Annotated in this window: 18 protein-coding genes; all 18 read left to right on the plus strand. The window is 33.4% G+C overall.

Annotation, left to right across the window (positions count from 1 at the left end):
* Positions 1–39: 39 nt before the first annotated feature.
* Entirely contained in the window at positions 40–1359 is a 1320-nt protein-coding gene (gene der / locus ERL59_RS16130) for a ribosome biogenesis GTPase Der (RefSeq protein WP_160647263.1), read from the plus strand.
* Between the two features lie 15 nt (positions 1360–1374).
* Positions 1375–1968 carry a glycerol-3-phosphate 1-O-acyltransferase PlsY gene (gene plsY / locus ERL59_RS16135; RefSeq protein ID WP_328699964.1) on the plus strand — a complete coding sequence of 198 codons (594 nt, stop codon included), beginning with the start codon at positions 1375–1377 and terminating at the stop codon, positions 1966–1968.
* 239 nt (positions 1969–2207) lie between these two features.
* Entirely contained in the window at positions 2208–3254 is a 1047-nt protein-coding gene (locus ERL59_RS16140; RefSeq protein WP_160647264.1) for an NAD(P)H-dependent glycerol-3-phosphate dehydrogenase, read from the plus strand.
* A 60-nt stretch (positions 3255–3314) separates the two neighbouring features.
* Complete coding sequence (locus ERL59_RS16145) at positions 3315–3611, plus strand: stage VI sporulation protein F (RefSeq protein WP_160647265.1); 297 nt, start codon at positions 3315–3317, stop codon at positions 3609–3611.
* 264 nt (positions 3612–3875) lie between these two features.
* Entirely contained in the window at positions 3876–4055 is a 180-nt protein-coding gene (locus ERL59_RS16150; RefSeq protein ID WP_160647266.1) for a DUF2768 family protein, read from the plus strand.
* Between the two features lie 17 nt (positions 4056–4072).
* Entirely contained in the window at positions 4073–4441 is a 369-nt protein-coding gene (locus ERL59_RS16155) for a 2Fe-2S iron-sulfur cluster-binding protein (protein ID WP_160647267.1), read from the plus strand.
* 33 nt (positions 4442–4474) lie between these two features.
* On the plus strand, positions 4475–5080 hold the full coding sequence (locus ERL59_RS20820) for a nucleotidyltransferase domain-containing protein (RefSeq protein ID WP_201763594.1): 606 nt from the start codon (positions 4475–4477) through the stop codon (positions 5078–5080).
* A gap of 3 nt (positions 5081–5083) precedes the next feature.
* Complete coding sequence (locus tag ERL59_RS16160) at positions 5084–5425, plus strand: 2Fe-2S iron-sulfur cluster-binding protein (protein WP_201763595.1); 342 nt, start codon at positions 5084–5086, stop codon at positions 5423–5425.
* Positions 5426–5470: 45 nt separating this feature from the next.
* Positions 5471–6193 (plus strand): hypothetical protein, encoded by a 723-nt coding sequence (locus tag ERL59_RS16165; protein WP_160647268.1) that lies wholly within the window; start codon positions 5471–5473, stop codon positions 6191–6193.
* A gap of 213 nt (positions 6194–6406) precedes the next feature.
* A complete protein-coding gene (gene spoIVA / locus ERL59_RS16170; protein ID WP_160647269.1) occupies positions 6407–7885 on the plus strand; it encodes a stage IV sporulation protein A in 1479 nt (492 codons plus the stop codon).
* A gap of 270 nt (positions 7886–8155) precedes the next feature.
* Positions 8156–8428, plus strand: coding sequence for an HU family DNA-binding protein (locus ERL59_RS16175; protein WP_160647270.1), 273 nt, complete (start codon positions 8156–8158; stop codon positions 8426–8428).
* Positions 8429–8622: 194 nt separating this feature from the next.
* Positions 8623–8841, plus strand: coding sequence for a trp RNA-binding attenuation protein MtrB (gene mtrB / locus ERL59_RS16180; protein ID WP_160647271.1), 219 nt, complete (start codon positions 8623–8625; stop codon positions 8839–8841).
* A gap of 204 nt (positions 8842–9045) precedes the next feature.
* On the plus strand, positions 9046–9576 hold the full coding sequence (locus ERL59_RS16185; RefSeq protein ID WP_160647272.1) for a hypothetical protein: 531 nt from the start codon (positions 9046–9048) through the stop codon (positions 9574–9576).
* Between the two features lie 108 nt (positions 9577–9684).
* On the plus strand, positions 9685–10548 hold the full coding sequence (locus ERL59_RS16190; protein WP_160647273.1) for a heptaprenyl diphosphate synthase component 1: 864 nt from the start codon (positions 9685–9687) through the stop codon (positions 10546–10548).
* An 18-nt stretch (positions 10549–10566) separates the two neighbouring features.
* Complete coding sequence (locus ERL59_RS16195; protein ID WP_160647274.1) at positions 10567–11283, plus strand: demethylmenaquinone methyltransferase; 717 nt, start codon at positions 10567–10569, stop codon at positions 11281–11283.
* Complete coding sequence (locus ERL59_RS16200; RefSeq protein WP_160647275.1) at positions 11283–12152, plus strand: UbiA-like polyprenyltransferase; 870 nt, start codon at positions 11283–11285, stop codon at positions 12150–12152. The genes ERL59_RS16195 and ERL59_RS16200 overlap by 1 nt, the downstream gene beginning before the upstream one ends.
* Positions 12152–12802 carry a UbiX family flavin prenyltransferase gene (locus ERL59_RS16205; protein ID WP_160647276.1) on the plus strand — a complete coding sequence of 217 codons (651 nt, stop codon included), beginning with the start codon at positions 12152–12154 and terminating at the stop codon, positions 12800–12802. Before ERL59_RS16200 ends, ERL59_RS16205 begins: the two co-directional genes overlap by 1 nt.
* The gene (locus ERL59_RS16210) at positions 12762–13619 is read left to right on the plus strand and encodes a menaquinone biosynthesis protein (protein ID WP_160647277.1); all 858 of its coding nucleotides are present in this window, start codon (positions 12762–12764) and stop codon (positions 13617–13619) included. The genes ERL59_RS16205 and ERL59_RS16210 overlap by 41 nt, the downstream gene beginning before the upstream one ends.
* Positions 13620–13627 lie beyond the last annotated feature (8 nt).

Here is a 13627-nt window from a genome sequence, read left to right on the forward strand (position 1 = left end):
TGATAATATTCATGAGGAATTAGATTAGGAGTGGACATTTTGGCTAAACCAATTGTAGCGATTGTAGGCAGACCAAATGTTGGTAAGTCTACTATATTTAATCGCATTGTCGGTGAAAGAGTCGCCATTGTTGAAGATAAACCAGGAATTACAAGAGACCGAATTTTTGCTAATGCAGAATGGTTGGATAAACAATTTAGTGTTATAGATACTGGTGGAATTGAAATTAGTGAAGATGAAATTACACAATCCATCAAAGCTCAAGCAGAGCTGGCTATAGAAGAAGCAGATGTCATTATATTTATGGTAGATGTGAAATCAGGGATCACACCGTCTGATTCAGAGGTTGCAAACTTGCTGTTTCGTTCAAAAAAGCCTGTAGTTTTAGCTGTTAATAAAGTTGATAATTTAGAACGAGAAAATGAAATATATGAATTTTATTCTCTTGGTTTTGGAGATCCCTTTCCTATTTCAGGTTCACACGGATTAGGGATAGGTGATTTATTGGATAAAGTAGTTGATTCTTTCCCAGACCAAGACGAGAAAGAATATGAAGAGGATGTTATTAAGGTTTCTTTAATTGGCAGACCCAATGTTGGTAAATCCTCTATGGTAAATGCAATTTTAGGAGAAAAACGAGTAATTGTAAGTAATCAGGCTGGAACTACTAGGGATGCAATAGACACTCCATTTGAAAAAGATGGACAAAAATATGTTTTTATTGACACAGCGGGGATGCGTAAAAGAGGCAAAGTATATGAAACAACTGAAAAATACAGTGTGATGAGAGCAATGAGAGCAATTGAGCGCTCTGATGTTGTATTAATTGTTATCAATGCTGAAGAAGGGATTATAGAACAGGATAAACATATTGCTGGGTATGCAGATGAAGCTGGTAAAGCTGCTATTCTTTTAGTAAATAAATGGGATGCTGTTGAAAAATCAGACAAGACCCTACAGGAATTCACAACTAAAATTCGTGAACAGTTTCAATTTATGAGTTATGCTCCAATTCTTTTTGTTTCAGCAAAAACACAACAAAGATTACATAAATTAATGCCAATGGTTGACTTTGTAGCTGATCAGCACGCGTTAAGAATTCCTACACACGCTTTAAACGACGTGATTTCTGATGCAGTGGCAATGAATCAGCCTCCTATAGATAAAGGGAAGAGGCTAAGAATTAATTATGCTACACAAGTTTCTATCAAACCGCCTAAATTTGTTTTGTTTGTGAATGATCCTGCATTAATGCATTTTTCTTATAAAAGATATATTGAAAACAGGATCCGTGCTTCGTTTAATTTTGAGGGTACTCCAATCCAAATATTTTTACGAAGGAAATCACAAGATGATTAAGTAGGGGGTGAATGAGTGAATTATATAATACCCATATTAATAAGTTATTTATTGGGTTCGATTTCCTTTAGTACCATTACAGCTAAATGGATTAAGGGCATCGATATTCGTAAACATGGAAGTGGAAATGCAGGGGCGACGAATACGTTGAGAGTTTTAGGACTTTGGCCTGCTATTGGTGTGCTTGTTTTAGATATTTGCAAAGGTATTATTGCAGTTTTGATAGGAAATTGGTTTGAGCCTGACCAAATTTTAATTCCAACTTTATGTGGGTTGTTTGTTATAGTGGGTCATAATTGGCCAGTATTTTTTGGATTTAAAGGTGGAAAAGGAATTGCCACAACCATTGGAGTGGCAATTACCATAGCACCAATACCAACTATATGTGCAGGTCTCATTGCATTTTTGTTCTTAATTTTTACTCGTTATGTTTCACTTGGTTCATTATTATTTACTTTATTACTGCCTTTATCAATATTCATTTTTAGTGAATCAAATGAAGTTTTTTATTTAAGTATATTTATTTGGATTTTTGCTTGGTATCGACATAGGTCAAACATAATTAGGCTTATTCAAGGTCAAGAACAAAAAGTGGGACAAAAAGGGTAACAGGTACCCACAAAAGTTTTGAGTTCCCAGTTCATGGAAGAACTGGTGTCGATGTTAGTCACATGGACGTGGCTGCTTTTAATCGACCTATTACTTTTGCGGGGCCCGGGAACAAAAAGATTCACCCCAAAAAGTGAAGAAAAAAAGCTGCATATAAAGTTATACATAAATAAGTTTTATAAAAATCAACTATAATCACACCACGTCCAAGTGGGGATCGTATGGCAGGTGGAAGAACAATGTTAAATAAAAAAGTATCTGTATTTGTTGCTGGAAGTTGGGGAACAGCACTTGCTTCAGTTTTGGCTGATAATGGATTAGAGGTTATGATTTGGTCACGAAATCAAAAACAAGTAGAGGAAATTAATCTTAAACATACGAATAGCAAGTATCTTCCTAATATTTCTCTTTCTGATCGAATTAAAGCAACTACATCTATTGAGGAAGCTATGAATGGAACTGCAGCAGTAATTATTGTGGCACCATCATCTGGTATGAGAGAGGTAGCTTCTAAAATCAAACCATATGTTCATGAAGATCATCTAATTGTTCATGCAACAAAAGGGTTTGAACCAAAATCTTTAAAACGAATGTCACAAGTGATAGCTGAAGAATTTACTACTATAGAAGAAGAGAACATAGCTGTGCTGTCAGGTCCAAGTCATGCTGAGGAGGTAATTAATAAATCTCCTACTACTGTAGTTATTTCATCCGTAAATTTAAAAGCTGCAGAAAAAGTTCAAGATTTATTCATTAATTCCTATTTTAGAGTCTACACCAATCCAGATATTATTGGAGTAGAAATAGGTGCAGCTTTAAAAAATATTATCGCTTTAGGTGGTGGGATGTCTGACGGTTTATCTTTCGGTGATAATGCAAAAGCTGCTTTAATTACTCGTGGTTTAGCTGAGATCGCTAGGTTAGGGGTTGCTATGGGGGCTAATCCGTTAACTTTTATTGGTTTAGCTGGAATTGGTGATTTAGTTGTAACCTGTACAAGTCAACATAGTCGAAATTGGCGTGCTGGATACTTACTTGCTCAAGGAAATACACTAGACGAAACGTTGAAAAAAATGGGTATGGTTGTTGAAGGTATTAAAACTACGCAGGCTGCTTATGAGCTTTCTAAAATATATGACATCAAAATGCCTATTGCCTCAGAACTGTACGAGGTATTATTTAATAAAAAAGAGCCCAAATTTGCAGTTGAAGATTTAATGGGGCGTGTTAAAACCCATGAAATGGAGGATATTGCAAAACCATCGTCAAAAAAATGGGTGGAATAGCCTACACGAATTGCCCTTCTTATTCATAAGATGCATTAGCACAGAATAAGGAGGGTTAGTATGAGTAGAAGTAGTAAAGGTAAGGATCTATCTAAAGATGTGTTAGATGTTGTTAAGAAAAAAACAGGTAAAAAAGTATCTCACAAAGAGATTGAAAAAATAGCTAGTGGAGTCAAACCTTCAACCTTACAGAATGAAAAAGAATTGCGTGAATTAATTCTAAGTGTTTCAAAAATGGTAAAAGTACCCGTTGCTGAATCGACAATAAATGAAATTATAAAAGCTGTTAAAGGTAGTGGGTTTAATACAGGTCAATTAGAACAAATGATGCAAGGTATGATGAAAAAAAAGAAATAATGATGTAAAGCATAAGGTATTGACCTTATGCTTTTTTAATGTTGAAGAGTAAGCCAAAAGTAAATTCATAGTACTTTTCGAGGTCCCCATGATTAAAAGAAGTATTTGACTACTTTTTCTATAGGGGTTTTTGATTTGTTGAATTCACAATTTTATGACAATCAATGTGTTAACCCTTTCAACTCTTTTTGGGGTCCATATTATGTGTTATAGTAGATGGTGAAAAATAAAGATAAAGTGATAAGGATTAGGAGTTAGATAATAATGGATTCAATGGATAAAATGTGGTTATCATTCTTTGCAATTGGTTTTATGGTATTGGCCTCTGTTTTAATAACATTTGCACGTGCAAAAACAAAAGGAGTTATTCGATTTATAATTTCTTTCGCTGCTGTTTTTATTTTAATTTGTTCCTTCTTTTTAGGTTTGATTTCAATTATATGATGAAGGGGTACAAGAAGATGAAATTCCAAAGATTATTTACAAAAAAAGTGAAGCACACCCCCAATTCAAAACAAAAAAACGAAGATGAACATGTCGTTGAGTTAAAAGGGAAATTTATAGAAAAAAGTGTGAAACCTGAACTAAATATTTCACTGTTGGATCTGGCATTAAAAAATAATATTGACTGGCAATTTGCTTGTACGAATGGAAATTGTGCAAGGTGTCGATGTTTTGTTCAATATGGCTCAGAATTGCTAAGCGATGTGAATTCAATGGAGAAATCTAGGTTGGATATACAGGAGATTAAAGATGGCTATCGACTAGGATGCCAAGCTATGATTATAAAAAATGGAGCAATTAAAGCAAGGAATAAAACTTATTTTTGACGCGCAGGATATATTGAAAATGGATGGAAAGGTGTGGCATCATTGGTTTTATCAAAATCATTAATTGATTGTATAACATATATATATAATAAATCAAAAACTTCAGAGGTAGACTGGTATGTGGGAGGCAGTTGTGGTCTTCTTTTACAAGATATTACTTTAAAGACAGATCCACGAGATTTAGACATTCAAATTGAAACTAAATTCTCACCAATCTTTCATTCTCTTTTACAACCCTACGCTTTAGATAGACCTCATTACAGTGAAACAGAAATTTTTAAATCACTTCTAAGTCATTATAAAATTTGCGGAATAGAAGTGGAATTAGTTGCTGATTTTAGCGTGCATTCATTAAAGTCTGATTATAAAGTTGATATGAGCTTTTTAAAAAATTATAGTACTACTCAGAATTTAAATGGTTTTGAAATAAAGGTTATGCCTTTAGCACATGAGTTTGTTTTTAATGTTTTACGTAATAGACCAGATCGATTTTTAGCTATTGCTAAAAAAATGACCTCAAATCGAACATTGTATTTTCCAGTCTTGTATGAAATTTTAAAAAGAGATCAATTTGATGAATTACATGTACAAAAAATGAGTGATTTATTAAGTGAATCTTTGTGTGAAAGGGAAATGTAAACTATGGCAGAAGTCACTTTTTTACCTCGTAACAAAACAATTAAGGTGAAACCAGGTACTTCTCTGTTAGACACTAGTAAACGTGCAAGAGTAGTTATTCCTGCAAGATGTGGAGGAAATGCAGCATGTTTAATGTGCAAAGTTAAAGTGGATGACTCTACAACTCTGTTACCTTTGACTCAAAGTGAAAAGACGAAATTGAGCCAAGAGCAAGTTTCCGATAATATACGATTAGCTTGTCAAGCCAAAGTCTTTAATAAAAAAGTAATTGTAACTATCCCAGAAAGTCCTTTGAATAAAGCTATTCAAGCACAATTTCACAAAGACAATAAAGACGATTTCTAAAATACTTTTATAATGAGATTTATTGGAAGGATGAAGGAATAATTGATGAACAAAATAAGCTATGGATTTATGAGTTTGTTCCTTATTATATTTACTTCAGGATGTTTATATCCAGATGATATGAGAGGAGACAAGAGTCCAGGTGCAATCAAAGAATCAGTTACATTAGTTCAAACCGCAGTTGATGCGTACCAACAAGCTTCTGGTGGATTAATTCCTATAAAAAATAGTGAGATGGATACGCCTATTTATGAAAAATACACTATTGATTTTAATAAGCTTGGTGCATATATCGGTCAAATTCCAGCAGTTGCTTTCGAAAATGGAGGTAATTATTATTTTGTACTAGTTAATGTTGAAGAAGATCCTACTGTTAAGTTAATGGATATAGTTTCTTTTCAAAAAATAAATGCACTTGAAAGAGAAATTTTATTATATATTAGTGGAAATAATGGAGCTTTGCCTAAAGGTGAAGAAGTATATGAAAACTGGTATAGTATTGATTTTAGTTTATTAGGCCAAAAAAGACTGCAAATTAAAAGCCCTTATTCAGAATCATTTTTAAGTCCAATCGTACATACATCTGGTATTGTAAAGATTGATTATGGTATAGATATAATGAAGGTAATAGAAAATTATGGAGAAGAGAGTATAAATACAGATCAAGACTTGAGAGAATTATTAATTGAAACCTCGATCTTTGTACCTGTGAAATCAAATCCTTATGATTGGATAAGTGAGGAGCCTGTAATTCGTAATATGTTTTAATAATCGCTCATTATATGAGTGATTTTTTTTGTGGTTTTTAGTATATATCTTTAGAAGACTGTTCATCTTTTAAAGTTATTTTTTATTGCAATCATATATTTCTCAAAGAATAGGTTGGTTTGTTCAAAAAATTCAGTCATATTCATTTTTTTGTTACATATATTGTTACTAGTCCAATTGAATGTACGATACCTTGTATAGGAGGGGATCTTTTTGGAAAAAGTGGATATTTTTAAGGACATCGCAGAAAGGACAGGTGGGGATATTTACTTAGGGGTAGTTGGTGCCGTTCGAACTGGTAAATCAACTTTTATTAAACGATTTATGGAAACCATCGTATTACCAAACATCTCTAATGAGGCTGACAGAGTCAGAGCTAAGGATGAATTGCCTCAAAGTGCTTCTGGTAGAACGATCATGACAACAGAACCTAAGTTTGTTCCAAATAATGCAGTAAAGATTACTGTAGATGAAGGTTTAGAAGTTAATGTGCGTATGGTAGACTGTGTTGGTTATGCTGTTGTCGGCGCACATGGGTATGAGGATGAAAATGGACCTAGAATGATTAATACACCATGGTTTGAGGATCCAATACCATTTCAAGAAGCAGCAGAAATAGGTACAAGAAAAGTTATACAAGAGCATTCTACTTTAGGTGTAGTCATTACAACTGATGGATCTATCACAGATATTGATAGAGAATCTTATGTTCAAGCTGAGGAACGTGTCATTAATGAGTTGAAAGAAGTAGGTAAACCATTTATTTTAATTGTAAATTCAACTCGACCAGATCATCCTGATACGAACCAGCTATGTGTGGATTTGTCAGACAGATATGATATTCCTGTGATGCCTATGAGTGTAGACACCATGGGGGAACGAGAGATGACTTCTGTATTAAGAGAAGTACTATACGAGTTCCCAGTTCATGAAGTGAATGTGAATCTGCCAAGCTGGGTGATGGTTTTAGATGAAAATCACTGGCTGAGAGCAAATTTCGAAGAAAGTGTTAGAGAGACTGTAAAGGATATTAGTAGACTGCGAGATGTAGATCGAGTAGTTGGGAATTTTGAAGGATTTGACTTTATTGATAGAGCGTCTTTAGCAGGTATGAATATGGGGCAAGGTATAGCTGAAATAGATCTATACGCACCAGATGAATTGTATGATCAAATTCTTATGGAAGTCGTTGGTGTAGAAATCAGAGGCAAAGATCATTTGCTTCAACTAATGCAGGAATTTAGCCATGCGAAAAGAGAGTATGATCATTATGCTGAAGGCATTGAGATGGTGAAAGCGACTGGATATGGAATAGCTGCTCCACCTATAGAGGATATGACTTTAGAAGAACCAGAGCTTATCCGACAAGGATCAAGATTTGGAGTTCGTTTAAAAGCGGTTGCCCCATCCATACATATGATACGTGTGGATGTAGAATCTGAATTTGCACCCATTATAGGTACAGAAAAACAGAGTGAAGAACTGGTAAGGTATTTAATGCAAGATTATGAAGATGATCCAGTTAGAATATGGGATTCTGATATTTTTGGAAGGTCATTACAATCGATTGTGCAGGAAGGAATTCAAGTAAAACTTGCAATGATGCCAGAGAATGCAAGACATAAACTACAAGAAACTTTAGGAAGAATTACAAATGAAGGATCTGGGGGATTAATAGCTATTATTTTATAGACTTTATTATGAAACCCTGTATTAAATATAGTGAATAAACCGATTTCCTAAATAAAAGGTTAAATCGGTTTTTTGCTCTTTCCTTTTTCAAAAGGAAAATGTATAATATATTAGGATTTGGAAGATTATTAATCTGATTATGTATTATTTCTTTTGTTTATCATCATAAAATGTAGTAATTTAAACATTTTTCAGTGTTTATATGTATATTTTTATTTAAAAAGGTTAACACAAATGATATTATAGTATTTTTGGGAGGAGGTGAAGAACTTGAATAAATCTGAATTAGTTACTAAAGTTGCTGAAACAGCAGAACTTCAAAAGAAGGATGCATCCAAAGCTGTTGATGCAGTTTTCCAAGCCATTTCAGAAGCATTACAAAGCGGAGATAAAGTACAATTAGTTGGATTCGGTAATTTTGAAGTTCGTGAACGTTCTGCAAGAAAGGGTCGTAATCCTCAAACAGGAGAAGAAATTGATATCGCAGCTAGTAAAGTCCCGGCCTTTAAACCAGGCAAAGCTTTAAAAGAAGGTATAAACTAATAATTACATATCTTACAGCTATTTATTAGAAACCGTTGTATCTATTTGATACAGCGGTTTTAACTTGTATCATAGATTTTTATTCATTTTCAATATATTTTTTAGCGCCCTTTTTGCATTTTTCCTGGTTGTTTGATAATGTGTTATAATTCTGAGAAAGTGCGTAATTGATAGTATAGAAATGGAGGCTTATCATGCAGAAAATAAATGATGAATACGTTATAATTAAGGCGAATGAAGATGGCGTAAACGTTATCGGATTAACTAGAGGCCAAGATACTAGATTTAATCATACGGAAAAATTGGACAAAGGTGAAGTGATGATAGCACAATTTACAGAACATACTTCTGCAATGAAGGTACGAGGTAAAGCAACGATACAAACAAAACATGGAATGATAGATAGTGAATAAAAATTTTTTATGAGCAGGCAGGCATAGCCTGCCATTTTTATTTGTACAATGGGATATAAGTGATTGTTCAAAAAGTTAGTTTTCAGCATTTTCAGTCACTCCTTGTGACTAATGTAGGATTAACACTAAGATATCTTACATCCATGCACTGCCTATTGATGGGCTTTTTGAACGACTTTATAAGATAAATAGGAGGAGAATGAAGTGAAATGGAAACGGATATTCCTTATCTTAGTGATAATGTTGATCATCCCATTCGTATTGTCAAGTTTTTTTCATTTGGAGTTTAAAGAGACTGGATCGATATTTAGTGATGAAAAAGAAATGACTAAAGAAGTCATTCAATTAACTGAAAGTAATATTGTTGATTTTATGAGTGATTTACCTCTTCAAAGTAACCTCAGCAAGGTAGGGTGGGATCATTCCACATTATCTATTGACTTGAATATCTCGGGACAAATAAAGGACCCTAATTTGGTATATAGAGATTTATATACGATCCTCCAATTAGGTTTTGAAGATACTTCAAATGTAAAATTAATCTTAATCAGAGTATTTGAGTATAACCAGTTTGATGGAAGTCATAAAAAGCTTTTGATGACGATTGATGCAAGTGCAGGTCGTTGGTCAGAAGAGATGGATCAGATTGAAAATAGTTATGAAGAGCTGTTATCCACATTTTTCAAGTTGAAAACTACCGATTATTGGGAACAATGGATGAATGACATCTTATAAACTACTTGAATTTCAAAATGAAATTCTATTTTGGTAAAGTGCGTGTGTCAGGCGGATATGATATAATGATTTAGATTTTAATAATGTAATGATTTCGGAGGCAATTAAATGGATGGCTATGTAGTTCCTCAACTAGCAAAAAAAAATATACAATATGATATGATTCAAAAACATACGGATCTTCCTTCTTTTCCGTATTCTCGCTCAAGGCTGCTTTATATTTTTCTAAATAAGCATTCAACCTCATCTACTGATAAAATTTCTGAGTTATATACATTGGTTACCTCATTAATACAAATAGGGATGGATACACATGATCTAGTTGATGTCGGGGAAGAACAGATCGAGATGAAGAAGATGCGAACAAGACAACTTAGAGTATTAGCTGGGGACTATTTTAGCAGTAAATTTTATCACCTGTTATCTCAGGCAGGACAGATAGATACCATCCATTCATTATCTCATGCTATTAGTGAGGTAAATCGATTAAAAATAAATTTATATATGAAGATGAAAAAATTTAAATTAAGTGCTGAAGATTACTTTCAACACTGCATTGATATAAAATCACAGTTATACCTTATTTTTACTAATTATATGGACGAAATGTTACAAAAACAATGGCCTGACATATTAGTTTCAATAACAAAATGCGAACTTATTACTGAGGAAATTGATAAAATGAATCAGATCCAGATTAAGGATTTAAGGGGAAGCTGGGCTTATTGGTATATTTTAAAACAGGCAACCTCTGAAGAAAAGGAAATGTTAAAAAAAGATAGTTGTAATAAGTCTTTGATACAATCCGTTTTATTGAAATATAACATCAAAGTTAAACTCCATCAGATGTTAGAAAATCAATGGAAAGATGTGAGTGAAAAAGTTAATAATATAAAAAACGAGAACATAAAAAATGAGCTGGAAAAAATAGGACAACCCTTCATATCATATTTATCTGCTTCTAAAGTTTAACGAAAAAAGGTGATTGAAATGGAAGGAAATGCAAAGAAAGAATTCGTGCACTCTGTATTTGAAAATATTGCACCTAAGTATGATGTAATGAATGATATTATAAGTTTTAGACGTCATAAATCATGGCGCAAATTTACGATGAAAAAAATGGATATGAAACCTGGTGAGACAGCGATTGATTTATGCTGTGGTACATGTGACTGGACAATAAGTATGGCAGAGGAAAGTAAAACAGGGAAAATCGTCGGCCTTGATTTTAGTTTAAACATGTTAGAGGTAGGTAAGAAAAAAATAGCATCTTATGGATTGGACAATCAGATTAAATTAGTACACGGTGATGCAATGGAGTTACCTTTTGAAGACAATTCTTTTGATTACGCTACGATCGGTCTTGCACTTCGAAATGTTCCTGATCTCAGACAGGTTCTTAAAGAAATGAGAAGAGTAGTTAAACCAGGTGGACAAGTTTATTGTTTGGAATTATCAAAACCTACTTGGCAACCGTTTAAATCCATATATTATTTTTATTTTAACAGAATTCTTCCTCTAATTGGAAAAATAGTAGCTAAAAAGTATGAGCAATACAAATGGTTGCCAGAATCGTTGATCACATTTCCTGATCATAAGGAACTTGCTAGAATATTTAAGGAAATTGGTTTAAATGAAGTTCAAGCCTATCCTTTAACTGGAGGAATTGCTGCGCTTCATATTGGTACAAAGGGGAAATTAGAGTGATGTTAAAGAAAACTAAAATATTTCTTGAGATGATAAAGTTTGAACATACGATTTTTGCTTTGCCTTTTGCTTTTATGGGAGCAATTTTAGGATCATTTATGATGAATGGTCATTTACCTTCATGGGCACAAATTGGATGGATTACTTTAGCAATGATTGGGGCTAGAAGTGCAGCAATGGGGCTAAATCGAGTAATAGACAAAGTTATAGATGGTAAAAATCCCAGAACAGCTGCAAGGGCTATTCCAGCAGGTTTGCTCTCATCTAAAGAAGTCATTTTATTTATTGTTTTGTCTTTTGTTTTATTGTTTTTTGCTTCGGCAAAATTGGATCCATTAGCTGTTAAATTGTTACCTATTGCTGTATTTTTCTTAGTTGGTTATTCATATACAAAACGATTTACCTGGGCATGTCATCTTATTCTTGGATTTACCATTGCTTTAGCTCCTTTAGGTGGCTGGATAGCCATTACGGGCGATATTAATACAACTGCAATTATTCTATTTATTTCTGTTGCTTTATGGACAGCCGGTTTTGATATTATATATGCTTGTCAAGATATAGATTTTGATCGAAAAGAAGGATTGTTATCTATTCCAAGTTCATTTGGAATAGAAAATGCATTAAAAATTGCCAGGCTCCTTCATTTCATAACAGCTATTGGATTAGTCAGCATTATGTTCCTAGCTAATTTAAGTTGGTGGTATTTAGTTGGAACTATAATAGCGGCTTTATTGTTGATTTATGAACATCAACTTGTTAAACCAAATGATTTGTCAAAATTAAATGCAGCATTTTTTACAATGAATGGTGTACTAAGTGTTGTTGTTTTCGTATTTACGTTAATTGATTTGGCGGTGCTTAAGTAATGAGTCAATCTTTCAAAACAGATAAAGAATGGATTGTGGGCATTACTGGGGCAAGCGGGGCCATCTATGGTGTTCGATTATGTGAGGTTTTATTAGAGTTAGGATTCCATGTTAAAATTTTAATTACGGAAGCTGGCTGGCGTGTTTTAAAAGAAGAATTAAACTGGAATGTTTCTCAGAGACAAGAAACCTTAAAGAAATATTTTTCACTATTTCCAGGGGAATACTCTTATTTTCCAATTCAGGATATTGGCGCTAGCATTGCAAGTGGTTCTTATCAAACGGAAGGCATGGTTATAATGCCTTGTTCTATGGGAACCTTAGCTGGGATATCACATGGAATGTCGGATAATTTGATGGAACGTGCAGCTGATGTTATGTTAAAAGAAGGACGAAAATTGATCGTAGTACCTAGAGAAACCCCACTTCATATGATTCATTTGGAAAACATGCTCAGATTATCAAAGGTAGGTGCAACAATCATACCTGCAATGCCAGCTTTTTATTATAAACCTAAAACAATTGAGGATATCGTATCTTTTTTGGTGGGTAAAGTTTTAGATATGATGGGGATAAAACATAATATGTTTACTAGATGGGGAGATTTAGATGAGTCTAAAAATGGATTTGATTCGAATCGGGGAAATTAATTATACGAATATATGGCCTATATTGTATCATTTTCCTAAAGAGAAATTTGAAAATCAAATACAATTTGTTTCAGAGGTGCCAACGAAACTCAATAAATCTTTATCTGAAGGAGAATTAGACATGGCGCCTATTTCTTCTTTTGCCTATGCAGAATCTTATAGAAATTATGTGTTATTTCCTGATTTATCTGTAAGTTCTTTTGGTAAAGTGAATTCAATTTTGTTATTCCATAAAGAACCATTGGATCAAATTGCTAATGGAAAAATTGCACTTCCAACTACTTCTGCAACATCTGTTAATTTGTTGAAAATTATGATTCATAAATTTTACAGTGGGGCTCCTGATTATTTTTATTCTACTCCTCATTTAGATGAAATGATGAAAGAAGCAGATGCTGCATTGTTGATAGGTGACGATGCTATTCGAGCTAAATGGGCTAATTCACAGTTTCAGGTAACAGATTTAGGTGAACTTTGGACAAACTTGACAGGAAGTTGGATGACATTTGCAGTTTGGGCTGTTCGAAAAGAAACTGTTCAACATAACCCTAATATGGTTCATCGTATATATAGTTTACTAAAGCAAAGTAAAAAGCTTGGTTTAAATGATAAAACTGAGATGATCAAAGAGGCACAAGCTAGAATTGGGGGATCAAAGTCATTTTGGGAAAAATATTTTTTTGAATTAAGTCATGACTTTGGACAATTACAAAAAAATGGGTTAAAGTTATATTATCAGTATGCAAGAGAGATGAATCTCATACCAGAGCAAGTCCCTATCCAAATGTGGACAAACCAAGAGTTATCTAAATTATAAAATCTTGA

Origin of the sequence: Chengkuizengella marina (assembly GCF_009910845.1) — a bacterium.
Taxonomy (GTDB): domain Bacteria; phylum Bacillota; class Bacilli; order Paenibacillales; family KCTC-33759; genus Chengkuizengella; species Chengkuizengella marina.